A 24290-nucleotide genomic window follows, 5' to 3' on the forward strand; every position below is an offset into this window, starting at 1 on the left:
ACTGCTTCAGGAACCGAGGACGAGGCGGGAACCGCCGTCCGCGGCGACGACTGCGCCGGCCACGCCGGTCCGCTGGCGGTCGAACCGGGTGTGCCGGGGACCCCGCGTGCTGACGACCAGTTCGCCGTCCGCGGCCTCGATCAGCCACTCGGACTCGTCGTATGCGATTCCCCTGCCGTCTGCCAGGGTCACGGCCAACGCCGGTCCGAGAGGGACGAGGACACCGGCGTTGGTAACCCCCTCTCCCCGAAGCGGCTTGAGAGCGTCCGGCCGCGCCAGCAGCGTCGGCACCGGCCCGAGGCGCTCCTGTACGTTCGTGAGCGAGGCAAGGGCCTGCACGGTCTCGGGCCCGAGACCCAGAACAAGCGAGACCGGCAGGCGACGGCAGTACATGTCGAGCCGGCGCGCGTCCCAGGACCAGGCGTCCACGTTGGAGTACGAACCGCCCAGTGCGTTGGCGGCCATCCTGGGCGGCTCCAGCCACGGCGAGTCCGGCACACTACCTACGACGACGATCCGGCTACCGGGCCCCACCCCGTATCCGGCGAGCACCCCACGCCAGAACGTCGTGTCGCGGTCCAGGTCCTCCTCACCGACGGTGAAGTCGACGGGATCACCGTCGACCTGGAAGCGGCCGAGCATGGCCGGCCCTTTGCCCGTGAGTCGGGCCGCGCGCTCGATGGTGGACTGACGTGTCATGCCTTCACAATCCTTGGGATCTTGGCGGCCGAGGTGGAGCGAGCGAGCAGGTCGCCCTCTTCGATCAACTCGATGATGGGGGAAACTCCGACATGGCTCTCGACGGAGGCCGCTAGTCGCTCGCGCAGCTCGTCGAGGCTGGTCGTCCGCGCGTGGTTGTAACCCACGCGGATCTGCAGTTCGTCCACCTCGCGTTGCGGACGCACGATCTGGAACACGGCCGCCCGGGTCTCGTCGTGCTGTTCGATCGCCGACCAGACCTCCACTGGCATGACCGAGCGACCCTGCACAACGGTCACGTCCCCCGAACGGCCGAGCGGCCAGATGCGGGAGTGGTGGCGTCCACACCGGCACTGCTCGGAGGAGGACCGCACGAGATCCTCGGCGCCGAAGCGCACGAGCGGTGCCACGAGGTTATCGATGTCGGTGACCACGAGTTCCCCGACCTCGTTGTCGGGAACCGCGGCGCGGGTGACCGGGTCGAGCGACTCGGGTACGACGGTGTCCTCCCACAGGTGGTAACCGTCGTGTTCGCGGCACTCCCAGGCGGTGCCGGTGTCGCCGGCGCTGGACCACATGACCAGGCGCACGCCCCATTCTTTCTGCACGGTGGCCTTCATCCGGCTGCCGAGCGGTTCGCCGGCGAACGTGGCGAACTTGAGCGAGGCGAAAGTCTTAGTCAGGTCGCGGTGCTGAGCGATGCGCTCGAGCTCACCCATGACCGGCCCGATCAGCGAGATGGCGCTGACGTCGTACTTCTCGATGGCGTCGAGCAGCTCCTCCCATCCACCCATCCAGGCGTTGAGGGCGAGGGCCGTGCACCCGAGCAGCCGGAACTCTGGGAGCCCGCCACCACGGAACGCCCCCGAGGTCCCGACGACGTGGTCGCCCGGACGCAGGCCGTGCTCCCAGAGGTCGCGGACATAGCTGGTCTGCATAGGCGACCAGCGGCTGAACCGCTCAGGAAAGAAGGTCGGGTCGCCCGTGGTTCCGGAGCTGGACATAATGGCTGTCAGCTCATCAGGCTCAACACATAGCAGCCCACCGAACGGGTCGCCATAAGTGTCCCGGAACCAGCGGATGGTGTCCTTGGTGATGACCGGGATACGTTCGCGGAAGTCGTCCATCGAGTGGATGTCCCGCGGGTGCACGCCTGCTTTGTCCCAGACAGTGCGGTAGAGCGCCGACCGCTCGTAGACGTAGGGCACCAGTTCGAGGGTCTTCTGCTCCTGGAGCGCGCGGAGGTCCGCGCGCGACATGAGTTCGGTCTCGGGCTCGAAGTAGCGGTGTGGGTCCGGATCGGGCAGGATTGGCGCGCCCGGCAGTTCAACCTGTTTCGTCATGTCAGTAACCCCCGAAAGCCCCGGTACCCATGCCGACGCCAACGCTCTTGATCCGCAGGAACTCGTCGAGGCCGGCCTTGCCGCCCTCCTTGCCCGTCCCGCTCAGGTTGAAGCCGCCGAAAGGCTTGTCCGCGGCCAGGTTGCTGGCTCCGTTGATCGAGATCGTGCCGGCGACCAGCTGCTCCGCCACGCGGTGGGCCCGGGTGACGTCGCTAGTGCGGATGTAGGCTGCAAGGGCGTAAGGCGTGCCGTTGGCGATCTCGATGGCCTCGTCTTCCGTGCTGAACTTGATGATCGACAGGACCGGGCCGAACACCTCGCCCTGGGCGAGCTCGGAGTCGGGGTCGACGTCGGCGAACACGGTGGGCTCGATGAAACATCCCTGGGCAAGCTCACCCCCGGCGCGTTTGCCGCCGATGACCAGCCGCGCGCCGTCTCGCTTCGCGCCCTCGATGAAGCCGAGGATGCGGTCGACGGCGGCCTGGTTCACTACGGGGCCCGTCGTCGTCCGCGGGTCGAAGGGGTCGCCGACGACAAAACCGGACACAATCTTCTCGATCCGCTGCACAACATCCTCGTAGATCGTGTCCTGCACCAGCATGCGGGTGGGGAACGCGCAACCCTGCCCCGCCAAGAAGCCGACTGACATGACCGCGGCATGGGTGCAGGCAGAGTCGAGGTCGGCGTCCTCGAAGATGAGGTTGGCCGACTTGCCGCCCAGCTCCAGCAGCGTGGGCTTCATCGTCTCCGCGGTCGAGCGCAGGATGGCCTTCGCCGTGGCGGGGCCGCCGGTGAAGGAGATCTTCTGCACGAGTGGGTGTGTAACCAGCGCCTCGCCCGCCTCACGGCCGCCGGGCACGATATTGATGACGCCGGGTGGGAAGCCGGCCTCCTTGACCAGCTCGGCGAACAGCTCGGGACCGTAGGGGGCAAGCTCCGGCGGCTTGACGACCACCGTGTTGCCCGCCGCGAGTGCCGGCGGCAGTTTCATACACATCGAGCCGACCGGACCATTCCAGGTGATGATCACGCCGATGACGCCGTAGGGCTCCGCGATTGTGTAGGAGAACTCGCCCCCGGAGGCGCCCAAACCGGTGACGTCACTGACGATCTTGTCTGCCCAGCCCGCGTAGTAACGCGGCCACTCGCCGAGCATCCCGAGATGGGGAACGTAGTTCATGCCCATGTCGATGGTCGTACGGCGGCCGAACTCGGGACCGTTGGCTTCGAGTAGATCGGCCAGCTTCAGGAGCAGCCGACGGCGCTCTGGACCAGGAGTTCGCCGCCAGGCGGGGTAGGCCGCGTGCGCGGCACGGACGGCCTCGTCGATCTCGGTTGCGCCGGCGAGCGGGATCTCGCCGTCGACCTCGCCGGTGGACGGGTTGACGCGCCGGTGGACGCCGGCGGAGCCGGTGTCAAGGCTGCGATCGCCGATGTGCAGGTGGACCTTCGGGCCGCTGCGGTCGATTTCGGGCAGGGTGTCGAACATGTGGGCTGTGCCTCCGCGGGACGGGATGGTGGGGATAGTTAGGTTCAGTCCTCGTCCACGCGGAGCGCCCGCTCGGGGCAAGCCACCGCGCCCGCCTTGGCCTGCGCGGCCATGGCGGGGGGGACGATCTCGGACGGCAGCACGCAGTAGCCGCCGTCGTCGAAGTCGTAGACGTCGGGAGCTGCGGCGACACGGAGTGCGTGCCCCGCGCAGCGGTCTCGGTCGAGCGTGATCTTCACGGGCGTTCCCTTCGCTGTGGCTCGTCAGGAACCGGCGGGGTCGATCTGGAGAGGAAGGTGGAACATTCGCCGTCGATGTCGAGCGGGATCAGATAGCTGTGCGTGCCGCCCATCAGCGGTCCAGCAGCTGGTCCGGACGCCGTAATTGACCATCTGGATCTGGGCGTCGTCGACGCTGTACTCGAGGATGCGCTTGTGCCATTCCTCCAGCGCTACCCGCAGCTCCAGGCGAGCCAGGTGCGAACCCTGGCAGCGGTGGAAACCCGAGGCGAAGGCGACGTGGCGGTTCGGGAACGGCCACGACGGGGTCGGTCGCGTAGTCGAACCCGCCGACACGCGGGCCTTCGTACCACTGCTTCAGCTCGGTGGACGCCATGTTTGTCTCCTTTGACGGCACAGGACTAGCCCCCCTCGCGAGGGCGGGGTGTTGACCGCGGTGGCGGTGAGACTTCGCTGCTACTGCAGCGTTCCTTCTTATCGGGCGGGAATATCGCGGCGACTGTTTTGAGAAACAGTGTTTGCCGGGTGTGTAAATAAAATCCTAGCGTCCAGTGTGATCCATGTCGCCTGGAAAACGGGCTCCTATTTACGGGGCTATGCCGCCCGCGGCAGGGAACGAAAGGTTGCGTCCATGAAGATGGTGTATGAAGCGGTTCCGCATCTGACCGGCGTGTCGTAGCCAACGAAGGTGGCCATCGCGTGACTCTTCGAGAGACCTACCAAAGTCACTCGATGAAGGACCACGCGATGACCAGTGCCCACGATATCGACCTGCAGCAGATCCTGACCGACCGACTCACCGGGGCAAGCCCCGACCTGCTGCGCGAGCTGCTGACGATGTTCATTCACACCCTGATGGGCGCCGAGGCCGACGCACTGTGCGGCGCCGGCTACGGACAACGCTCCGAGGAGCGCACCAACTCGCGTAACGGATACCGGCACCGCGACTTCGACACCCGCGTCGGCACCCTCGACGTGGCGATCCCGAAGCTGCGGTCCGGTTCGTACTTCCCCGATTGGTTGCTCGAGCGTCGCAAACGCGCCGAAAAGGCCCTGACTACCGTGGTTGCCACCTGCTACCTGCTCGGGGTCTCCACCCGGCGGATGGACCGGCTCGTCGACACGTTGGGCATCACCGGCCTGTCCAAGTCGCAGGTGTCCGTGATGGCCAAGGACCTCGACACCCAGGTCGAGGCGTTCCGCAGCCGCCCGCTCGATACCGGGCCGTACACCTTCGTCGCCGCCGACGCCCTGGTGCTCAAGGTGCGGGAAAACGGTCGGGTGGTGAATGTACACACCCTGGTCGCGGTCGGCGTCAACGCCGAGGGCTACCGCGAGATCCTGGGCGTGGATGTGACCTCGTCCGAGGACGGTGCCGGCTGGCTGGCGTTCTTCCGATCGCTCGTCGCCCGCGGTTTGGGCGGGGTGCGGTTGGTGACCTCCGATGCGCACGCCGGGCTGGTGGCGGCGATCGGTGGGACCCTGCCGGGCGCCTCGTGGCAGAGGTGCCGAACCCATTACTCGACAAACCTGATGGCGGTGACCCCGAAGGCATCGTGGCCTTGGGTGAAGACGTTGCTGCACTCGGTCTACGACCAACCCGACGCGGATTCTGTTCATGCCCAATATGATCGAATCATCGGCGCACTGTCGGAGAAGTTGCCGAGGGTCGCTGACCACCTCGACGCAGCACGACCGGACCTGTTGGCGTTCACCGCATTTCCCAAGCAGATTTGGAAACAGATCTGGAGCAACAATCCGCAGGAGCGCCTCAATAAGGAAATCCGCAGGAGAACCGATGTGGTCGGAATCTTCCCGGATCGTACCGCCCTGATCCGGCTCGTCGGTGCGGTCTTGGCCGAACAACACGACGAGTGGATCGAAGGGCGCCGCTATCTCGGCCTGGACGTTCTGGCCCGTTCCCGCAACGACAAGCCCACCGACAGCAGCACCGAGTCCACCGAGGAGGTGACACCGGCCTTGACTGCCTGACTCACCAACGAGGAGTCACGCGATGACCCTCGTACACCACCCCCATGGACTTGACCGAACGAAATGGACCTCCGCTGTTGCAGTGGCGCGCGATGTACCTGTTCACAGGTCTAGCCGGGTCATCAGGCGTTCATGGTTGCGGGTGGGGCCGCCGAGCGCATTCTCTGAGCTTTTTGCGCGCCGGAAATAGCGATGAGCGGCGTGCTCCCACGTGAATCCGATTCCACCGTGGAGCTGAATCATTTCCGTTGTGACGAACTGGAACGCGTCGCTCGCGGAAATAAAAGCGATGTGAGCGGCAGCTGAAAAAGTTGGATCGCCTCGGTCGGCTGTCAACGCAGCCTCCTCTGTGGCGGCGTCTGCAAGCTCGAGCCGGGTAAGCATGTCGGCGAGGCGGTGCTTTACAGCCTGAAACGAACCGATGGGACGGCCAAACTGACGACGCTCCCGGGCATATTCCAGCGTTGCCTCCAGGCAGCGCCGAGCCGCACCGACCTGTTCGGCCGCAAGAGCAAACGCGGTCACGTCCAGCGCGTGCTCGACTGCGGTAGCAGCGGCACCCGGTTTGCCCAGCAGTCGTGCCGGTGCTCCGTCCAGGTCGACCCGTCCGACGGGGCGGGTGCGGTCCAACGTGTCCGAACCGGTGACGCTCAGCCCCGCCGCGCCGGACTCGACGGCGAACAGGCTGCGCCCCTCCGGTGTGGCGGCGACCAGGAGAAAAAGATTCGCCCCGACGGCCGAGGGCACCGACCATTCGGTTCCGGTCAACGTCCAGGAGCCGGCCCCGTCTTGGTCTGCACGGAGACCCAGCTCCTCGGGCTCCTGGTCCTGGCCGAACACTGGCAGGGCGGCCGTGGCGACCGTCTCGCCGCTGCCGATTCCCGGCAGATACCGGGCGCAGGCTTCGTCGTCACCGCACGCGAGCAGTGTTGCTGTTGCCGTGACCGCGGAGGCCAAAAACGGGCCAGCGAGAAGCGCGCGCCCGTGCTCCTCTAGCACGACCCGTAGTACGGCGTACCCAGCGTCGTCGCCGCCGTACTGGACAGGCAGGACAAGCGACACGAGACCCAGTTCGTCCTGCAGGCGGGTCCACAGTGCGGCACGCCCGTGGGCGGGATCACGGCCGTCCGTGAGGTTCCTGGCCACCTGTTCGCTCGAGTGCTTGACGAGGAAATCTCGAATAGTGCCTCGGAGAGCCGTGAGCTCTTCCTCTGAGACGGACTCCGTGCGGTCGACATTGACCGAGGTCATCGTGCTCCCTCTTTCGGCAGGCCCAGAACCCGCTCGGCCAGAATGGTTTTCATGATTTCCTCGGTACCGCCGAGAATGCGTAACGCGGGCGCACTGAGCAACAGTTGAGTCCACGCGAACGTTCCCCATTCACCGGTGTCGGCCGTCATGCGAGGACCGAGGACATCCGACGCGAACCGCGCAACCCGGTTGAGATTCTGCGCGAGAGCGAGTTTCGCGATCGATGCCTCGGGCCCTGGGGTGTCCCCGGATCGTAACCGTCGAGTGAGCCGGTCATTGAAAGCTTGTGCCGCAGAACTCTCTACGATAATCGTACTGAGATCACGTCGTAGAGCATCGCTCGACCGTCCGCTCGCTCCGAGTAAGGCCGATAGACGCTGTGGGTCCATCGCCGCGATGGCGGGGTTGCTGGCCTCGCCGCCACCAACCGTTGCCCGCTCGTTCATCAGGGTGGTCAGGGCGACCGACCAACCGCCATTCACGTCGCCCAGACGATGATCATCGGGGATTCGCACATCAGTCAGGAATACTTCGTTGAAATCGGCGCCACCGGTCATTTGACGAAGCGGACGAACTTCTACACCAGGAGTCGACATGTCCAGCACGAACGCGCTGATGCCCTTGTGCTTGGGCGCCGATGGGTCGGTCCGGACGAGGAGTTCCCCAATGTCTGCGTGCTGCGCGAAAGACGTCCACACCTTCTGGCCGTTGACGATCCATGCATCACCGTCCCGCTCGGCGCGGGTGCTCAGACCAGCCAGGTCGGAACCCGCACCCGGCTCACTGAAAAGCTGACAAGCGATGGTGCGACCGGAGTACATGGCGGGGAGGTAGCGCTCCCGGAGCATCGAAGTGCCATGCCGCAGGATCGTCGGCCCGATCATGCCCAGGCCGATGACACTGAGCGCCTCGGTGTTCGGAACGTCGTACTCGGCCTCCACTGCGTCGTACACCATCTCGTGGAGCAGACCCAGGCCGCGTCCTCCGTAATCGGTCGGCCCGCTGATCCAACCGAAGCCGTTGTCGTAGCGGGTTCGTTGCCAGGTCCGGGCCTCAGCGACACGGGCTGCCTCCACCTCGGGGGAGGGCGAGCCGAAGTAGCCGACCTCGTCGCTGCCCTGGCCCCAGGTGAAGCGGGTGTCAGTTCGTCGGGAGGCGTGCGCCTCCAGGAAGTTGCGGACCTCGTCAGCGAATACGTCGAGATCAGGGGCGTCAGCGTCCATGCGTTGCCCTCCAGGGGTTGTAGGTGCGTCCGCCTGAATGAAAGCGACCGCCTCATTGCGAGTTACATTAGACATGATAGAGACTCTCATGTAAAGATGAAGTCGCTCCGCGGTGTGGACGATCGGGCCCACCGCACGGCCGGACCCGCTGCGTGGTCGGCCCCATCGTTCGCCAGAGAGGACGGCCCAATGGCCTTGATCGAGGATTCCGTAGGAGAGCTTCCGTACAAGCTGATCGATTTCGACCAGCACTCGTACGAGGCCGAAAACTGCTTCACCCGGTACATGCCGAAGTCGAAGCTCGACACGTCGGTGTATCCGGTGCGGCTCGCGAGCGGCAAGAAGGTGCTGCTGGCGAACGACCGGATCGTGACCGCGCTCGAGCAGGATCTGGACATGGCGTATGTGCCCGGATCCCTGGTCGAGATGCTCAAGCAACGTTCGTCGGGCAATGCCACCGACGCCGAGCGCTTTTTCGAGCCGATTCAGCAGGAATACCTCAACCACGACGCACGGCTGCGACAGTTGGACGAGCAGCAGATCGAGCGCACCATCATGTACCCCGGCGGCTGGGCGCTGATGGTCGAGGCGTACCTCGAAGGGGTCGACACGCTCTACGACAACATCGAATCCTTCAACCGGTGGATCAACGAGGACTGGGGTTTCGCGTACAAAGACCGCATCTACGCACCCGCCCTCATGTCGCTGCGCGACCTGGACCGAGCATGCAAGGAACTTGATCGGGTTCTCGCGGCCGGGGCGCGATTCATTATGATTCCGCCTGGTCCGGCCTACGGCCGATCCCCGGGTGATCCGTACTTCGACCCGTTCTGGGCTCGAATCAACGAGGCTGGCGCGGTCGTCAGCTACCATATTTCGGAATTTCACTACCAGCAGAACGTGGCGTCGCACTGGGGGTGGGGCCTTACACCGCCGTTCGCCTTCTCGGCGTGGCAGTGGCAGAACACCTACGGCGAACGCCCGATTACCGACACGCTTTCGGCATTGATCTTCGACAACCTGTTCGGCCGCTTCCCGAACATCAAGGTGCTGGTTAGCGAGTTCGGCGCCGAATGGGTTCCGCATTTCGTGCGCCACATGGACAAGAGCCGCGGCATGGCCCGCAACGGCACGTGGCTCGGCGGCCAACTCGACGAGCGCCCCAGCGAGATCTTCCGGCAGTCCGTGAGGGTCGTGCCGTATCCCGAGGACGACACCATCGCCCTCGCCGACCGCCTCGGGTCGATCGACAGCCTAGTGATGGGATCGGACTGGCCGCACGCCGAAGGACTCCGCGAGCCCGCCGACTTCTACTCGCGGGTGGAGGGGCTCGGCGAGGAGCGGCGGCACCGGTTCCTGCGGACAAACGGTCTCGACCTCCTGGGTGCGTTGTGAACCCCGGGGCGGGCGGATGAAGGTTGGTGTCTACTTCGACCTACGGAACCCGCCGCAGTGGCGGCGGGATCCGGTCGAACTCTACGGTTCCTTCCTCGAGCTGTGCGAGGAGGCCGAGAGTGTCGGGTTGGACACGATCTGGGTCACCGAGCACCACGGGTTCGACGACGACTATCTCCCGACCCCGCTTACCCTGCTGGCGGCGGTCGCGGCGCGGACTCAGCGAGTCCGTCTCGGGACTGCGATCGTTGTCTCCCCGCTGCACGCGGCCGCCGAGATTGCCGAGCAGGCCGCCGTCGTGGACCTGCTCAGTGGGGGGCGACTCGACCTCGGGTTGGGAGCCGGCTACCGCAGCCCGGAGTTCGACCTGTACGCCGCGGACATGGAGAGTCGTTACCGGGTGAACGACGCTCGGCCGGCGGAAATCAGGAAGCTATGGGAGTCCAGGGCCGTGACCCCTGCCCCGGCCCAGGAGCGTGTGCCGATCTGGATGGGCTACCTCGGCCCGAAGGGTGCTCGCCGGGCCGGCCGAATGGGCGAGAATTTGCTGTCGATCGACGCCCGTAACTGGCCGCACTATCGGCAGGGGTTGATCGAAGGCGGCCACGACCCTGCCCTCGGCGTGATGGGCGGGGCCGCGCAGGGGTGGGTTTCGGACGATCCGGAACGGGACTGGCAGATGGTCGGGCAGCACCTCGCGGCGCAGTCGGACTCCTACCGGCGGCACGCGCGGATGGGGACCGACTTCCCCTTCCCGAAGCCGGTCGATCCGGATCGGCTTCGCGAACGCAGGCCCCTGACGCACTCCGGCATCGACTACTTCGTGCACGGCACCGCGCAGGACATGGCGGACTTCGTCGCCGAGCACACGGCCGGCGCACCCGTCGAGACCTTGTATCTCTGGGCGGGACTCCCAGGTATGGCCCCCGAGACCGTTGCTCAGCACATCCGCAGGATCGGCGCCGACCTCGCCCCGAGGCTCAGGGCCGCCGAGCGGCCGCTCAGCCGACCTGACTCTCGGCCGCGTGGGTGAACGCCTCGGCAACCAGGTCGGCAATGTCGTGGGGACCGCTTCCGTTGTGCCAGAAGCGTAGTGCGCTGACCAGGCAGGACACCGCGACAGACGCAGTCACGGCCTCGGCGAGCGCGGGCGTCTTGCGACCGTTCTCCTTGGCGAGTTGCTGCGCGACGGCTCGTTCCCAGCGCAAGCGGTGCCGCAGGCTCCGGGCCTCGAGTGTTGGGGTAGTCATGACAAGGCGGGTCATGCGCCACATCTCTGCGGAGTCCTGGTCGAGCACCGCCTTCGCGTACCGCGCAAAGGGATCGGCCAGGGCGTTCAGTGTCTGCGCCGGGTTCTCGCGGCCCGCCACCACCTCGGTGAGCGCGGCGGTGAGCTCTTCCTCCTCCGCGAACAGAAGGTCCTCTTTGGCGGCAAAGTATCGGAAGAAGGTCGCCGCGGAAACGCCTGCCGCGAAGGCGATCTCGTCCACCGTCGTCCCCTCGTACCCTTGTGCTTCGAACAGTGGGACCGAGGCGCGAACGATGTCGGCTCGGGTGCGTAGCCGGTTCCGCTCGCGCAGGCTCAGCTTCGGCGCGGTGTCGTCCACCATGTGCCTCCCTTCTCGCAACTTGCGAGGAACTATTCATTTGAGAGTACAGCACCTGCTGTCCAATTCGACGTACGGCCCTCCGGGGCCCGGCATGAAAGGTCGTCACTGGTGACTCCCTCTAAGATCGCACCCCTATTACGTGAGTTGATCGATCCTGCCGACGCGGGTGTCGATCCGTTTCGACTGGACATTTTGTGCAGACGTGTCGCTCTCGAGGTCGAGAGCGGACATCTGCCTTCGGCTCAGATTGCCGTCGCCAGGTACGGCAGGCTGGTCGCAAGTCATGCCTGGGGTGCCGATGAGTCGCTGCGCTACATCCTGCAATCGGTCGGGCGGCCATTCGTGGCGTCGGCGATCTGGAAGTTGATGGGGGAGGGCCGGCTTGACGTCTCAGCGCGGGTCGCCGACCTGATCCCCGAGTTCGCCACGAACGGTAAAGAGTTGGTCACCGTCGAGCAGATGATGACCCACACCGGCGGCCTCGCCTTCGCCCCGCTGGGGTATCCGAAGATGGCAGATCGTGAGCAGCGGCTGGCTGCGATGGCGCGCTGGCGCCAGGACGAGCCACCCGGCCGCTTGCAATGGCACCTGACTTCGACCGCGTGGGTGCTGGCCGAACTGGTTGAGCGCATCACCGGCAAGGCTCTGGGTGAGTACCTGCGCACGGAGATCGCCGAGCCACTCGGTCTGCGGACCGCATTGGGCGTCACTCCGGCGGAGCAGGAGGAAACGGTAGCGCCTATGCGGTGCACCGAGGGCGGCGAAGCGGAGGTCGACCCTTGGGGGCCGTGGTTCCTGAACAACCCCGGGGTGATCGCGGCAGGGGAGCCTGCGCACTGTGTCGTCAGCTCCGCGGCAGATCTCGCACTGTTCTATCAGGGTTTGCTGCATTCGCCGCTCTGGGGGCCCGGTGTCGTCGAAGACGCCGCCCGTGCCCGGGTGTACGCCGCTCCCGCTGGGGAACAAATCTATGGAGGAACGGAGAAGGAGGTGGCGGTCGGGCTCTTCGTGATGGTTTCGGGCGGCGACCCGGACATGTGGATGCCGGCCACGGCGTCCCCACGAACGTTCGGTCACGGCGGTTCGGCGTACCAGCTGGGGTGGTGCGACCCGGACAGCGGCCTGTCCTTCGCAATGACATGCAACGGCTACCCCAAGGCCGGCTACGACTACTCGCCGCGGGGTCGCGCTCTGATCCGAAACGTCACCAATCTTGCGGGCGATGTGCTCGTACATGAATGAGTGACGCACTCCTCTTGCGAGAAGCTATCATTTAGACATAGACTCGCTCTGACTTGGTCGGCTCGCCGGAGCCCGCGGCAGGACAAACCTGCGCCGCACACCGCTTGATCACGACCGCACTGGGCTCACCGTTCGATGCCGCGATGAGGAGAATCACGTGTCGAAATACGACTTCATTACCTACGAGACGCTGGACGAAGGCTGCATTGTTCGGATCACACTCAACCGGCCGGAGCTGCGCAACGCGCAGAACCGCGGCATGCTCGTCGAGCTCGACGCCGCCTTCCGTGCTGCGGAGGCGGACGACCAGGTCCGGGTCGTGATTCTGGCCGGCGCCGGTCCGTCCTTCTCGGCAGGCCACGACATCGGGTCGCCCGATGCCGTCGCCGACCTCACCAAGGGTCCCGGCGCGCACCCCACCACCGCGATCAACGGTGGGGACCGTCGGGCTATCGAGGGTTGGATGCTGCAGGAGTGGCACTACTACTTCCAGAACACCCGCTACTGGCGTGATCTTCGCAAGATCACTATCGCGCAGGTTCAGGGAAACGTTGTCGCCGCGGGCCTGATGCTCGCCTGGGCTTGCGACCTCATCGTTGCCGCCGACGACGCAGTGTTCGCCGACGTCGTGACCTCGCGGCTGGGCATGGTCGGCGTCGAGTACTTCGCGCACCCGTGGGAGTTCGGCGCCCGGAAGGCAAAGGAGCTCCTCCTTACCGGGGATTCGATCGATGCCGACGAGGCGCACCGGCTCGGTATGGTGAGTAAGGTCTTCCCGCGCGACGAGCTCGCGGACAAGACGCTCGAGTTCGCCCGCCGCATTGCCTCCCGCCCGACGATCGCCGCTCTGCTGGTCAAGGACTCGATCAACCAGACTCTCGACCAAGCGGGCTTCTCGACCGCCCTGCGGTCGAACTTTTATGTGCACCAGCTCAATCACGCGCACTGGCGCGAAATCAACGGAGACGGCTTCCCGTCTGCCAAACCCGGAGTAGACGTCGAAGACTGGCGCACGGCGGGTAAACCCAAGCCCGCAAGGCGCGACGTCCCCTGACAGGGTAAGCGAATGACGTTGTAGAAGAACACGATGGACAACGAGACGGCGGGCTGCCGCCAGATCACATCGGATTTGCAGAGGGAGGCGAACCATATTGGCTCACAACGACTATGACAGTGACGTCCTCGTCGTAGGCGCGGGCCCGATGGGTGCGACGACGGCGTTGGCCCTGGCCTCGCTAGGCGTGCGCGTGCACATGATCACGCGCTACCGGTGGCTCGCCGACACTCCGCGCGCGCACATTACCAACCAGCGTGCACTGGAGGTGTTCCGGGATCTCGGGATCGAGGACCGGATGACCTTGCAGGGCTCCGACTGGAGACTGATGGGCGATACGCTGATCACTACCAGCCTGACGGGTCCGGAGATCGCCCGTATCCGGGCGTGGGGCACCGGCGACCGCAGGATCGGCGATTACCTGGCCGCCAGCCCGGTCGGGATGCTCGACATCCCGCAGCCCAAGCTGGAGAACGTGCTGGTCTCCGCTGCCGCTGAGCGTGGTGCGACGGTCGGGTTCAACACTGAGTACCTGGGTTTGGAGCAGGACGCCGATGGGGTCACCGCTTACCTGCGGGACCGGATCAGCGGCGTCGAACGTCCCTGGCGCTGCCGATATCTCGTGGGGGCCGACGGGGCACGCTCAAAGGTCGCCGAAGACATCGGGATTCCGATCGAGGGCCACAGCGGTCGAGCGACTACGGCGTACGTACAGTTCACTGCCGATCTGAGCCGCTATGTCGCGCACCGCCCCAGTATTCTCTACTGGATCATGAACCCGGTCGGAGGCTTCGGTGAGATCGGGCTCGGCCTGCTGCGGGCGGTGCACCCCTGGAATGAGTGGATCGCGGGCTGGGGTCACGACCCGGCGAATGGCGAGCCCGACTTTTCGACGGACGCGCTGCGGGCGCGGATCCGCGCGCTCGTCGGCGAGCCGCAGCTCGACGTCGAGATCGGCCGGTGCTCCACGTGGCAGGTTAACCAGGCCTTCGCAACCCGGCTCTCGGTGGGCCGGGTGTTCTGCGGCGGCGACGCAGTGCACCGGCACCCGCCATCGGGTGGTCTCGGGTCCAACACCAGCGTGCAGGACGCCCACAATCTTGCCTGGAAACTCGCGCACGTGGTGCGTGGCGTGGCCGACCCAGCGCTGCTCGATTCCTATACCGCAGAGCGGGTCCCTGTGGCGCAGCAGATCGTCGAACGGGCGAACACCTCACGCGTGGAGTTCCAGGGGATCCGCGACGCCCTCGCGGTGTACGGCGGCGACCCGCTCCGAGCTGCGACGGCCCTGATGACAGACCCCGGCAAGGACGCCGTCGAGGCCCGCCGGGCGCTCAGCCTCGCTGTGCAGGTGAAGGATTACGAGTTCAACGCACACGGCATCGAGCTCAACCAGCGTTACAGGTCGGGGGCCGTACTCCCGGATCCGGACGTGCCGCCCGAGGAGTTCGCACGGGACCCGGAGTTGTACGTGCAGCCCTCGACAAGACCCGGTGCGAAACTGCCACACGCATGGGTGGTGGGCACCGACGGCACCAGGGTGTCCACCCTGGATCTCGTCGGTTCCGGCCGCTTCGCGGCCGTGACCGGAGTCGCGGGATCAGTCTGGGCCGATGCCGTTGAGGCGCTCGGGTTGGACCACCTGCGGTCGGTCGTCGTCGGAGGACCCGGTGCGCAGGACGCCTACTTCGAGTGGGCGGAGCGTCGGGAGATTGACGAGGCCGGGGTCCTCCTTGTGCGTCCGGACGGCTACATCGCCTGGCGATACGGTCACGTTGCCGACGTCCATGAGGCCGTTCGACTGCTCGGCGCCGCGCTGGCCGCAATTCTTGGCACCACCCCATCCATCACCGGGCGCCCCATCTCCGGGGACGCCATCCAAGAGGAGCGTTCGTGAAGCTTGTGACTTTCCGCCGTGCGGACCGCGTGTCATTCGGTCGACTGGAAGGAGATGCCGTTATCGACCTCGGCCCCGTATTCGAGGGCAGATACGCAGGCCTGCGCGACGTGCTCGAGCAGGACGCCCTGGACGAGATCCGGGCCGCGGAGGGAGCGGCGACCCTCGCTCTCTCCGACCTCGAGTTGCTGCCGCCCATCCCCGACCCGAACAAGATCCTCTGCGCCGGGGTGAACTACCACGCGCACCGCGAGGAGGCCTCACGGGCAGCCGCGGAGTACCCGACGATCTTCCCGCGCTTTGCGGACTCGCAGGTCGCCCACGGGGGGCCACTGCTGCGGCCGGCGGAGACTGCGCGCTTCGATTACGAGGGCGAGCTGGCGGTGGTCATCGGCCGCGGTGGTAGGCGTATCCCGGCGGAAAAGGCTTTCGACCACGTCGCGGGATATTCTTGCTACAACGACGGAAGTGTCCGGGACTGGCAGCGGCACACTGCCCAGTGGCTGCCGGGCAAGACCTTCCCGGCTACCGGAGGCTTCGGCCCGGCGCTGGTCACCGCCGACGAAGTGGGCGATCCGAGCCGGTTACAGTTGACGACGCGGGTGAACGCAGAGGAGCGGCAGTCCGCATCGGTCGCCGACCTGATCTTCGACATCCCCGCCCTGATCGCCTACATCTCGACCTTCACCCCGCTCGCTCCGGGCGATGTGATTGTCTCCGGGACCCCGGGCGGGGTTGGTCTGTTTCGAGACCCGCCGGTCTTCCTGAAGCCCGGGGACGTCGTTGAGGTCGACATCCCGGGCGTGGGGCTGCTGGTCAACACGGTTGCCGACGACGTCGTGGACGGTTGAGCCGATGGGACTGCACACCCTTCGTAAAATCGTCCTCGGTGCGCCGAACGTCGAGGAGGCCGCAGGGTTCTACACCGAGTTCGGCTTGACCCCATTGGGTGAGGGCCGCTTCGCCTCCGCCGACGGGGGTGAGCAACTCCAGCTCGTCACCCGGCCAACGCGCCGGCTCGTGGCCGTCACCATCGGGGTTGACGATCGCGACGACCTGTTCCGTGCCCAGGCAGACCTGGCCCGACAGGGGTTCGATTCCACCGTCGAGGGGCAGCGGTTGACCGCCGTCGAGCCCGTCACCGGTGTAACCACCCGACTGGAAGTCGAAGCCCCCATCACGGTGCCCCCGCCCGAGCAGCCTGCCGTGGAGTACAACGCGCCCGGCCGGATCATCCGCACCAACGCGCGGGCGCTGCCGTTGGACCGCAAGGACGACGTGCGCCCTCGCAAGCTCGGTCACGTCGTGCTCGGATCCACTGATCTCGAGACTTCGATGCGGTTCTTCCGGGACGGCATCGGGTTCAAGGTCAGCGACATGATCCAGGGCCGCGGTTCGTTCATGCGTTGCTCCACCGACCACCACAACCTGCTGGTGCAAAACACCCCAGTCAATTTCGTACACCACAGTTCCTGGCAGGTCGACGACGTCGACGAAGTCGGCCGGGGTGCGTCCCGGCTGCTCGAGGCGGATCCAAACCGCCACGTATGGGGTCTCGGACGCCACCACATCGGCTCGAACTTCTTCTGGTATCTCAGGGACCCCTCGGGCACGTTCGCGGAGTACTACAGCGACCTCGACACGATCCTCGAAGACGAGCTGTGGTCGCCGGAGGTCTTCGAAGGCAAGCTCGCCCGTTACAACTGGGGCCCGCCACCCCCGCCGTCCTTCATCCGACCGGACGACCTGGCCGAGATCATGGCCGGCGCCCACACACCGGGCGGGTGAGGGCGACGGCCCCCGTTCGGCAGGCGCGGTACGAGAACCTGGAACTCGCCACGCGCGGCGAGGTCGCCGTACTCAAGTTGGCCCGACCCACGCGGCGCAACGCTTGGACCATGCCGATGGTTCACGAAACCAGCCACGCCCTGGCCGCGTGCGACGCCGACGACGCGGTCCGGGCTGTCGTGATCACCGGCTCGGGTGACAGCTTCTCGGTAGGCGCCGACCTGAGTGAGGGCTCCATCAGCAGCCCCGGCTCGGACGAGGACCCGATCGAGGTGATGCGCTCGATCGTCACTCCGCGAGACGTGCGCAAGCCAGTCATCGCCGCGATCAACGGCGACGCGATCGGCATAGGGGTGACCCTGAGCCTGTTGTGCGACGTCCGCGTGATAGCCCGCGACGCTCGCCTCGCCACGCCGATGACGCGGCTCGGTGTGATCCCCGAAATGGGTGCCCACTGGAGCCTCGCCCGGATCGCTGGGTGGGGGGTCGCACACGATCTGCTGCTGACCGGACGGCGAATCGACGGCGAGGAGGCCGTACGGCTAGGCGTGTGCGGCGAGGCGGTGGACCGGGACCGAGTCCTCGAGCGCGCGTTGGAGATCGCAGAGGACATCGCCCGGCACACCGCGCCGCGGGCGGTGGCAGTCAGCAAGTACCTGCTGCAGAAAGCCGAGTGGACCGGTTTCACCGAGCTCCGGGCCGAAGAGACCGAGCTGTTTGCGCGGGTTGCGGACGAGCCGGATGCTGAGGAAGGCGTCGCCGCCTTCCTCGAGCGGCGACCCCCCCGGTGGTCCGGGCGGGCGTCGGCCGAGCCGACCTGGCAAGCGCCGGGACCACACGACATCGAAGAAGATGAGGAGTTCTGATGGAGATCAAGGGTAAGAAGGCGATTGTGCTCGGCGGAGCCTCCGGCATGGGCCGGGCCTCGGCGGAGCAGTTGGCTGCCCGTGGGGCGCAGGTCATAGTGCTGGATCGAGAGCAGTCGGCCGGGGCGGAGGTCGCAAGGGACTTCGGCGGCGGGTTCCTGCCCGTCGACGTACTCGACTTCGAGGGCACGGAGGCGGTGTTGGCCCAGGCGGTCGAGCAGCTCGATGGGCTACATATCACGGTGACCACCGCGGGCGGAGGCGGAGCGGAACGCACGTTCGGCAAGCAGGGCCCGCACAGCCTGGAGCACTTCCGACGGACGCTCGACCTGAACACCGTGGCTACGTTCAACATCAGCAGGCTCGCGGCCGCGCACATGTCAGTCAACGAGCCGGAGGACGTCGACACCCCCGAGCGGGGGGTCATCATCAACACGGCGTCGATCGCGGCGTTCGAAGGGCAGATCGGGCAGGTCGCCTACACCGCGTCCAAAGCGGCCATTGCGGGGATGACCCTGACAATGGCTCGCGATCTCGGGTCGCTCGGTATCCGGGTGCTGTCCATCGCACCGAGTCTGTTCCTCACCGGCGCCACCGCCGAGGTGCCGGACGAGATGGCCGAGACGCTGGTCAAGGACGCGGCGTTCCCGAAGCGGATGGGGAAGCCGGACGAGTACGCGAAGCTGGCCGTCGCCATCGTCGAAAACCCCATGCTCAACGGCCAGTGCATTCGGCTCGACGCCGGGCAGCGGTTCGGCCCCCGCTGAGCCCTCACCTCTCACCACCCGCCTCGGCTGAACACGAGGCTCGACCGAAAGGCTCTCCATGCCCGAGGCAGTGATCATCGACGCCGTGCGCACCCCGATCGGCAAGCGCAAGGGGGCGCTTGCAGACATCCATCCCGAGGATCTCTCGGCATACGTATTACGTGCGCTGGTCGAGCGCGCCGGTGTCGATCCCGTAGTAGTCGACGACGTCATCTGGGGATGTGTAAGCCAACTCGGCGAGCAAAGCATCCAGATCGGCCGCAGCGCCGTACTGGCTGCAGGCTTCCCGGAGTCCGTACCCGGAGTGACGGTTAACCGAGCCTGTGGCTCGAGCCAGCAGTCCGTCGACTTCGCCGCGGCTCTCGTGCGGTCCGGTCACGACGACGTCGTGATTGCGGGCGGCGTGGAGTCGATGACCCGGGTCCCGATGGGGCTCGGCGCGGACCTGGGACGCCCGTACGGCACGCAGTTGCGCGCCCGGTACGCCCAGGATTTGGGATCGGGGGAGTTCCCGGACGGGGAGTTCCACCAGGGCATCGGGGCCGAGCGGATTGCCCGCAAGGCGGGGCTGGACCGGCGCAGGCTGGACGAGTACTCGGCGCGTTCGCATGCGCTCGCGAAGGAAGCGACGGACGCAGGCGCGTTCGCAGGTCAGCTCGTCCGGATCCCGAGCCTGCCGGGTTTCACCGCCGACGAGGGCATTCGTCCCGGCACCACGCCGGAGACGCTGGCGGGTCTCAAACCTGCCTTCACCGAGGACGGGCTGGTTCACGCGGGCAACTCCTCGCAGATCTCCGATGGCGCATCGGCCGTGCTGGTCACAACACCTGAGCGGGCCGCCGAACTGGGGGTGACTCCGATCGCGCGCTATCACACCGGTGCGGTGAGCGCGGCGAACCCGCTGGACATGCTCAGCGGGCCGATCCCGGCCACGCACAAGGTGCTCAAACGGTCCGGGCTCTCGATCGCCGACATCGGGGTGTTCGAGGTCAACGAGGCCTTCGCGCCGGTCCCGCTGGTCTGGCAGGCGGAGTTCGGCGTCGCGGACGAGCTGCTCAACCCGCTGGGCGGGGCGATCGCGGTCGGACATCCGATGGGAGCGTCGGGCACGATTCTGCTCACCCGGATGCTGAACCATATGCGCGACAAAGGGATCCGTTACGGGCTGCAGACGATGTGCGAGGCGAGCGGAACTGCCAACGCCACCATCGTCGAGCTGTTGGACTAAATCGTCGAGTCACTGGACTGAGAGGACTGATATGTCGGACGAGGTACTGGTCGAGCGCCGCGGCGCGGTTCAGGTCATCACCATCAACCGCCCGGAGGCGAAGAACGCGCTGAATTTGGCGGTCGCCGAGGGCATCGCGGCGGCGGTGGATGAGCTCGATGAGTCGGACGAGCTGCGGGTTGGGGTGCTGACCGGCGCCGGTGGGGTCTTTTCGGCCGGGATGGATCTCAAGGCATTTCTGCGCGGCGAGTCCCCGGCGATTGAAGGTCGAGGTCTGTGCGGGATTACCCAGTCCACCCCACGCAAGCCGCTGATCGGTGCGGTCGAGGGGTGGGCTCTGGCCGGCGGCTTCGAGTTGCTGCTAGCGTGCGACCTCATTGTCGCGGCGCAGACCGCGCGGTTCGGGGTCCCCGAGGTGAAGCGGTCGCTGGTGGCCGGTGGGGGAGCGGCCCTGCTGCTGCCGCGGCGGCTGCCCTACGCCGTGGCGCTCGAGCTGCTGCTGACCGGTGAGCCCTTCTCTGCTGAGCGCGCCGCGGCGGTGGGACTTGTCAACCGGGTCACGGAGTCCGGCGCGGCGCTGAAGGCCGCGGTCGACATGGCGACCGCTATCGCCAAGAACGGTCCACTCGCCGTCGCGGCCACGAAAGAGATCGCACAAAAGACCACGGACTGGGCCCTGGCCGAGGGCTGGCAGGAGCAGGCCACGATCATGGGCCCCGTGTTCGCCTCGGAGGACGCGAAGGAGGGGGCCACCGCGTTTGCCGAGAAGCGCGAACCAGTATGGCGCGGCCGGTGAATCACCGTTTCACTACTTCGACATCGAACTAGGCGTACCGCTCCCGCTCCGCTGTCGTGGTCCCGGGCCAAACGTTCGCCCACTGAATGAGACTGTCATGGATTCACCTTCCGCTCTGCACACAGACTCGGGTGGTTCTTTGCCGTTCTCACGCGCTCGGCGGTGAGAACATGACTCTCGCGTGTGTCGCGCCTCGGGATTACTGAGCCGACTGGAGATGGCGGCCAATGGCCGCGAGGATACAGCCAGATGAGCTGCTGGAGCGAGTGTTCCGGCTCGTGCTCGGACGCGAAGACCGACCCGGACGGCCGGTGCGGAAACGTCTGTCGGGGTATAGGTGAGCAGCTGGGGATCAACTCGGCATCGGTACGGGCTGGGTCAACCACTCCGAAATCGTTTCTACGCCGGGCCGGACATCACAAGCAGCCCCGTCGGCTCGCAGAACACTAGTGCCAGAATCGCAGATCGTCGCGGTTCAACGCCATTCCCGAATCTGCTTCGGTCTTCTTCGTCGCGAAAGTGACCATCACGATGTCCATTTGATGGACGAGGGTGGGCGAGGGCTGGCATCGCGGCGGCTCCCCGAGGGGCCGGCCGGCATCCGGCAGCTGCACGAGCTGGTAGCCAGCCACGCCGAAGAGGCAGGTCAGGTCGTGGTCGGAATCGAAACCGACGCGGCCTGTAGGTGCAGGCGCTGACCACCGCCTGCTATCAGGTCTACGCGATCAATCCCCTCGCGGTCGCGCGCTACCGCGACGCCACCACGTCTCCGGCGCGAAATCCGACCCCGGTGACGCCAGGCTGCTCGCGGACCTGGTACGCACCGACCGGAAAAATCACCGGCCGATCGCCGGAGACAGCCCGGACGTGGAGGCGATCAAGGTCCTCGCCCGCCCGCGGACACCAGAACCTGATCTGGTCCCGCACCAGGCAGACCAATGCGCTGCGTTCGGCGCTGCGCGAGTACTACCCGGCTGCGCTGGAGGTGTTCGACGACCTGCACGACCGCGACACCCTGGCCGCACTCGGTCGCGCCCAGACTCCCGCCGAGGCCGCGCACCTAACCCTGCCGGCGATCCAATCCGACCTCAAAAAGGCTGGTAGGCAACGAAATATCGACGGTCGGGCCCGCGAAATCCAGGCCGGACTGCGGGCCGAGCACCTGCCGCGCCGGCGCCGGTCTCTGCCACGTTCGCCGTCACCACCAGAGCAGCGGTCGGTCTCATCGTCGAGTTGAACCGGCAGATCGCCTAACTCGAGACCACACTGGCAACACATTTTGAGGCACACCCGGACGCCGACATCTACCGCTCCCTGCCAGGACTTGGTGTCATCCTTGGCGCCCGGGTGCTCGGTGAGTTCTTCGGACGTCCCCGATCGCTACACCACCGCCAAGTCCCGCAGAAACTACGCCGGGCCCTCGCCGTTGACGGTCGCGTCGGGCAAGAAACGCGCGGTGCTTTCCCGGCACGTCCGCAACCAGCGCCTCTATGATGCGGTCGTTCAATGGGCGTTCTGCGCATTATCGTTCAGTCCCGGTGCCCGCGAATTCTACGACCAGCGACCCGACGCCGGCGACCTGCACCACCAAGCGGTCCGCGCCCTCGGCAACCGCCTCGTCGGCATCCTCCACGGCTGCCTCCGCCACCACACCCACTACGACGAACACATCGCCCGCATCGCCCAAGCTGCTTGACAACTTACGGCCCTGGGATGTCTAACCTGTCGCTCCAGGAACCACTCCGGCCTGCCGAGGCCCTCGAGCCCGCGGGCGCCGCAGCAACCACCGCGCCCCCACGGCTCACCACGAAGAGGGCGTTGGCGACGCCGACTCCCTCCCCGATCCGGGTGAGCTCGAGCAGACCGGCACCGGGCAGGCGATCGCCGACCCACTCGGTCAAACGTTCGGAATCAACAATCACGGACTGCGCAAGGGGAATCTGTCACCCCGACCCCATGATGTTCGGTCTGACACAGTGGGCCGATAGTGTTCTTTAGAGAGGTCTCTGCGCAAAAAGTGAGGCTTGCCACATCTACATGCGTGACGCATACTGCTATCGAATCGATCGATGGTGTACTCAGGACCAAGTTTCGGTGTGACCCGACGATGAGTCCTGATGACGGCGATGCGCCCGGTTATCGGTACGACCCCTCAGCAAAAGCCAAGGAGTACGAGCAATGCCCCTTCCCCGTTTCTCCCCTACGCGTCGCCTCGCGATGCGCCGTTATGGTCTCGTCGCGATGACGATGGTCGCGCTCTCCGCTGTGCTGGCCGCCTGCGGAGGCGGCGCAGGAAGCAACGACCCGAACGGCTCGACAGTGAAGATCGGCGTCCTCGCCAACGTCACCGGCACTGTCGGCAAGCAGGAGGGTGGCGCGACCCGGGTGCTCGAAGCCTGGGCGCGAAACGTGAATGCCCGCGGCGGCATCGGCGGACGCGAGGTAGAGCTCGTCATCAAGGACACCCGCGCGGACGCTCCGACCACGGCAGCGGCCGCGGAGGAGTTCATCGCCGATGAGTCGGTGGTCGGCGTGTTCTCGCTGACCTTCAGCACCGAGGGCTCCGTGGGCCAGCAGATCGCGGACTCCGATCTGCCGGTCGTCGGTGGAGCAGGATTCAACCCCAAGGTCTGGGGAGCGCTGCCCAACTGGTACGGGATCACCACGTCGTTTCCGAACGTGACGGGCATCCAAGTATGGGCCGCAGCGGAAGCGGGGGCGACGAAGCTCAGCCAGATCTCTTGTGCGGAAGACCCCTCCTGCGTCGCCTCGGAATCCACCTTCAAGTCCGCCGTCGACGAGGTCGGCGCCTCCTACGCCGGTCTGGTGAAGGTGGCAGCGACGGCGCCGAACTACACCGCCGAGTGTCTGGCGATCGCCGATAGGGGCGCCGACTTCATCCAGCTCGGTCTTGCCGAGGCGATCGCCCCGCGCGTCGCCGAGGACTGCATCCGACAGGGCTACACCGGCTCCTTCGGCGCGTCGAGCAACAGCCTGACCGGCACGCTCACGAGCGTGCCCGGCATCCAGCTCAACGGCGGGCTCAACGCCTTCCCGTGGTTCATGGAGTCACCCGCCGCCCAGAACTACCGCGACGTGATGGCGGCACAGAAGGTCAGCGAGGACGACTGGTCCTCGACCCCGGCCACTGCCGCCTGGGCCAGCGCCAAGCTCTTCGAGAAGACGATGTCCGGAGTGGTATCCGGGACGACCATCACCAGGGACACGGTCCAGGACGCCTATGGCGCCATCAAGGACGAGACCCTGGACGGACTGCTCCCTCAGCCGGTGACCTTCACCCGCGGAGAGCCCTCACCCCGGATCGACTGTGCTTGGCTGTACAAACTGGAGAACGGCACCTTGGTCACCTCGGGCGAGCCGCAGTGCAGCGCGCCGAAGATCGCGAGCTGA

At 66.3% G+C, this 24290-nt stretch carries 21 protein-coding genes and 2 pseudogenes; 14 read left to right on the plus strand and 9 right to left on the minus strand.

All coding sequences use genetic code 11. The features are described 5' to 3' along the window. Positions 1–6: 6 nt before the first annotated feature. From RHA1_RS42120 to RHA1_RS42140, 5 genes and pseudogenes are all read right to left on the minus strand, one after another. Positions 7–699, minus strand: coding sequence for a hypothetical protein (locus RHA1_RS42120; RefSeq protein ID WP_011600127.1), 693 nt, complete (start codon positions 697–699; stop codon positions 7–9). Then, complete coding sequence (locus RHA1_RS42125) at positions 696–2042, minus strand: phenylacetate--CoA ligase family protein (RefSeq protein WP_011600128.1); 1347 nt, start codon at positions 2040–2042, stop codon at positions 696–698. Before RHA1_RS42125 ends, RHA1_RS42120 begins: the two co-directional genes overlap by 4 nt. A 1-nt stretch (position 2043) precedes the next feature. Further along, entirely contained in the window at positions 2044–3531 is a 1488-nt protein-coding gene (locus tag RHA1_RS42130; RefSeq protein WP_011600129.1) for an aldehyde dehydrogenase family protein, read from the minus strand. Between the two features lie 44 nt (positions 3532–3575). Further along, the gene (locus tag RHA1_RS42135; RefSeq protein ID WP_011600130.1) at positions 3576–3770 is read right to left on the minus strand and encodes a ferredoxin; all 195 of its coding nucleotides are present in this window, start codon (positions 3768–3770) and stop codon (positions 3576–3578) included. Between the two features lie 24 nt (positions 3771–3794). Beyond that, positions 3795–4061: pseudogene (locus RHA1_RS42140) on the minus strand (hypothetical protein); the annotation flags it as partial. Between the two features lie 456 nt (positions 4062–4517). Between RHA1_RS42140 and RHA1_RS42145 the strand changes: the two are divergent. Next, the gene (locus tag RHA1_RS42145) at positions 4518–5762 is read left to right on the plus strand and encodes an IS256 family transposase (protein ID WP_011598806.1); all 1245 of its coding nucleotides are present in this window, start codon (positions 4518–4520) and stop codon (positions 5760–5762) included. A 102-nt stretch (positions 5763–5864) separates the two neighbouring features. Here RHA1_RS42145 and RHA1_RS42150 read toward each other — a convergent pair whose 3' ends face one another. Beyond that, complete coding sequence (locus RHA1_RS42150; protein ID WP_011600132.1) at positions 5865–7013, minus strand: acyl-CoA dehydrogenase family protein; 1149 nt, start codon at positions 7011–7013, stop codon at positions 5865–5867. Further along, on the minus strand, positions 7010–8236 hold the full coding sequence (locus RHA1_RS42155) for an acyl-CoA dehydrogenase family protein (protein ID WP_011600133.1): 1227 nt from the start codon (positions 8234–8236) through the stop codon (positions 7010–7012). Before RHA1_RS42155 ends, RHA1_RS42150 begins: the two co-directional genes overlap by 4 nt. Positions 8237–8425: 189 nt before the next feature. Between RHA1_RS42155 and RHA1_RS42160 the strand changes: the two genes are divergently transcribed. Both RHA1_RS42160 and RHA1_RS42165 read left to right on the plus strand, forming a co-directional pair. After that, the gene (locus tag RHA1_RS42160) at positions 8426–9631 is read left to right on the plus strand and encodes an amidohydrolase family protein (RefSeq protein WP_011600134.1); all 1206 of its coding nucleotides are present in this window, start codon (positions 8426–8428) and stop codon (positions 9629–9631) included. A gap of 16 nt (positions 9632–9647) precedes the next feature. Next, complete coding sequence (locus RHA1_RS42165; protein ID WP_011600135.1) at positions 9648–10664, plus strand: LLM class flavin-dependent oxidoreductase; 1017 nt, start codon at positions 9648–9650, stop codon at positions 10662–10664. Here RHA1_RS42165 and RHA1_RS42170 read toward each other — a convergent pair. Continuing rightward, the gene (locus RHA1_RS42170) at positions 10633–11241 is read right to left on the minus strand and encodes a TetR family transcriptional regulator (protein WP_011600136.1); all 609 of its coding nucleotides are present in this window, start codon (positions 11239–11241) and stop codon (positions 10633–10635) included. The genes RHA1_RS42165 and RHA1_RS42170 overlap by 32 nt on opposite strands. Positions 11242–11349: 108 nt before the next feature. Here RHA1_RS42170 and RHA1_RS42175 point away from each other — a divergent pair, with 108 nt between their 5' ends. The 9 genes from RHA1_RS42175 to RHA1_RS42215 all read left to right on the plus strand — a co-directional run bounded on the left by RHA1_RS42175 (position 11350) and on the right by RHA1_RS42215 (position 20879). Next, positions 11350–12483 carry a serine hydrolase domain-containing protein gene (locus RHA1_RS42175; RefSeq protein WP_237727107.1) on the plus strand — a complete coding sequence of 378 codons (1134 nt, stop codon included), beginning with the start codon at positions 11350–11352 and terminating at the stop codon, positions 12481–12483. Between the two features lie 157 nt (positions 12484–12640). Further along, positions 12641–13537, plus strand: coding sequence for an enoyl-CoA hydratase (locus tag RHA1_RS42180; RefSeq protein WP_011600138.1), 897 nt, complete (start codon positions 12641–12643; stop codon positions 13535–13537). Positions 13538–13634: 97 nt separating this feature from the next. Next, positions 13635–15434, plus strand: a complete 1800-nt coding sequence (locus RHA1_RS42185) for an FAD-dependent oxidoreductase (RefSeq protein WP_011600139.1) — start codon at positions 13635–13637, stop codon at positions 15432–15434. Further along, a complete protein-coding gene (locus tag RHA1_RS42190; protein ID WP_011600140.1) occupies positions 15431–16285 on the plus strand; it encodes a fumarylacetoacetate hydrolase family protein in 855 nt (284 codons plus the stop codon). Before RHA1_RS42185 ends, RHA1_RS42190 begins: the two co-directional genes overlap by 4 nt. A 4-nt stretch (positions 16286–16289) precedes the next feature. After that, positions 16290–17222: a VOC family protein gene (locus tag RHA1_RS42195; RefSeq protein WP_011600141.1), complete on the plus strand. Its 933-nt coding sequence runs from the start codon at positions 16290–16292 to the stop codon at positions 17220–17222. Continuing rightward, positions 17219–18088, plus strand: coding sequence for an enoyl-CoA hydratase/isomerase family protein (locus RHA1_RS42200; RefSeq protein ID WP_011600142.1), 870 nt, complete (start codon positions 17219–17221; stop codon positions 18086–18088). The genes RHA1_RS42195 and RHA1_RS42200 overlap by 4 nt, the downstream gene beginning before the upstream one ends. Next, a complete protein-coding gene (locus RHA1_RS42205; protein ID WP_011600143.1) occupies positions 18088–18855 on the plus strand; it encodes an SDR family NAD(P)-dependent oxidoreductase in 768 nt (255 codons plus the stop codon). The genes RHA1_RS42200 and RHA1_RS42205 overlap by 1 nt, the downstream gene beginning before the upstream one ends. Before the next feature lie 58 nt (positions 18856–18913). Beyond that, positions 18914–20083 carry a thiolase family protein gene (locus RHA1_RS42210; RefSeq protein ID WP_011600144.1) on the plus strand — a complete coding sequence of 390 codons (1170 nt, stop codon included), beginning with the start codon at positions 18914–18916 and terminating at the stop codon, positions 20081–20083. Between the two features lie 31 nt (positions 20084–20114). After that, positions 20115–20879: a crotonase/enoyl-CoA hydratase family protein gene (locus tag RHA1_RS42215; RefSeq protein WP_011600145.1), complete on the plus strand. Its 765-nt coding sequence runs from the start codon at positions 20115–20117 to the stop codon at positions 20877–20879. Between the two features lie 446 nt (positions 20880–21325). Here the strand turns inward: RHA1_RS42215 and RHA1_RS51050 are convergent, their stop codons facing one another. Beyond that, positions 21326–21511 (minus strand): hypothetical protein, encoded by a 186-nt coding sequence (locus tag RHA1_RS51050; protein WP_167541011.1) that lies wholly within the window; start codon positions 21509–21511, stop codon positions 21326–21328. Here RHA1_RS51050 and RHA1_RS45200 point away from each other — a divergent pair. Beyond that, positions 21422–22575: pseudogene (locus RHA1_RS45200) on the plus strand (IS110 family RNA-guided transposase). The gene RHA1_RS51050 and the pseudogene RHA1_RS45200 sit on opposite strands and share 90 nt — an antisense overlap. A 482-nt stretch (positions 22576–23057) precedes the next feature. Continuing rightward, positions 23058–24290, plus strand: coding sequence for an ABC transporter substrate-binding protein (locus tag RHA1_RS42235; RefSeq protein WP_011600148.1), 1233 nt, complete (start codon positions 23058–23060; stop codon positions 24288–24290).

This window comes from Rhodococcus jostii RHA1 (assembly GCF_000014565.1).
GTDB lineage: Bacteria > Actinomycetota > Actinomycetes > Mycobacteriales > Mycobacteriaceae > Rhodococcus_F > Rhodococcus_F jostii_A.

What these genes read in the sequence shown, in the direction of transcription:
- RHA1_RS42120 (WP_011600127.1), bottom strand. Translation starts at nt 699, where the DNA reads ATGACACGTCAGTCCACCATCGAGCGCGCGGCCCGACTCACGGGCAAA.
- RHA1_RS42125 (WP_011600128.1), bottom strand. Translation starts at nt 2,042, where the DNA reads ATGACGAAACAGGTTGAACTGCCGGGCGCGCCAATCCTGCCCGATCCG.
- RHA1_RS42130 (WP_011600129.1), bottom strand. Translation starts at nt 3,531, where the DNA reads ATGTTCGACACCCTGCCCGAAATCGACCGCAGCGGCCCGAAGGTCCAC.
- RHA1_RS42145 (WP_011598806.1), top strand. Translation starts at nt 4,518, where the DNA reads ATGACCAGTGCCCACGATATCGACCTGCAGCAGATCCTGACCGACCGA.
- RHA1_RS42150 (WP_011600132.1), bottom strand. Translation starts at nt 7,013, where the DNA reads ATGACCTCGGTCAATGTCGACCGCACGGAGTCCGTCTCAGAGGAAGAG.
- RHA1_RS42155 (WP_011600133.1), bottom strand. Translation starts at nt 8,236, where the DNA reads ATGGACGCTGACGCCCCTGATCTCGACGTATTCGCTGACGAGGTCCGC.
- RHA1_RS42160 (WP_011600134.1), top strand. Translation starts at nt 8,426, where the DNA reads ATGGCCTTGATCGAGGATTCCGTAGGAGAGCTTCCGTACAAGCTGATC.
- RHA1_RS42165 (WP_011600135.1), top strand. Translation starts at nt 9,648, where the DNA reads ATGAAGGTTGGTGTCTACTTCGACCTACGGAACCCGCCGCAGTGGCGG.
- RHA1_RS42170 (WP_011600136.1), bottom strand. Translation starts at nt 11,241, where the DNA reads ATGGTGGACGACACCGCGCCGAAGCTGAGCCTGCGCGAGCGGAACCGG.
- RHA1_RS42195 (WP_011600141.1), top strand. Translation starts at nt 16,290, where the DNA reads ATGGGACTGCACACCCTTCGTAAAATCGTCCTCGGTGCGCCGAACGTC.
- RHA1_RS42205 (WP_011600143.1), top strand. Translation starts at nt 18,088, where the DNA reads ATGGAGATCAAGGGTAAGAAGGCGATTGTGCTCGGCGGAGCCTCCGGC.
- RHA1_RS42210 (WP_011600144.1), top strand. Translation starts at nt 18,914, where the DNA reads ATGCCCGAGGCAGTGATCATCGACGCCGTGCGCACCCCGATCGGCAAG.
- RHA1_RS42215 (WP_011600145.1), top strand. Translation starts at nt 20,115, where the DNA reads ATGTCGGACGAGGTACTGGTCGAGCGCCGCGGCGCGGTTCAGGTCATC.
- RHA1_RS42235 (WP_011600148.1), top strand. Translation starts at nt 23,058, where the DNA reads ATGCCCCTTCCCCGTTTCTCCCCTACGCGTCGCCTCGCGATGCGCCGT.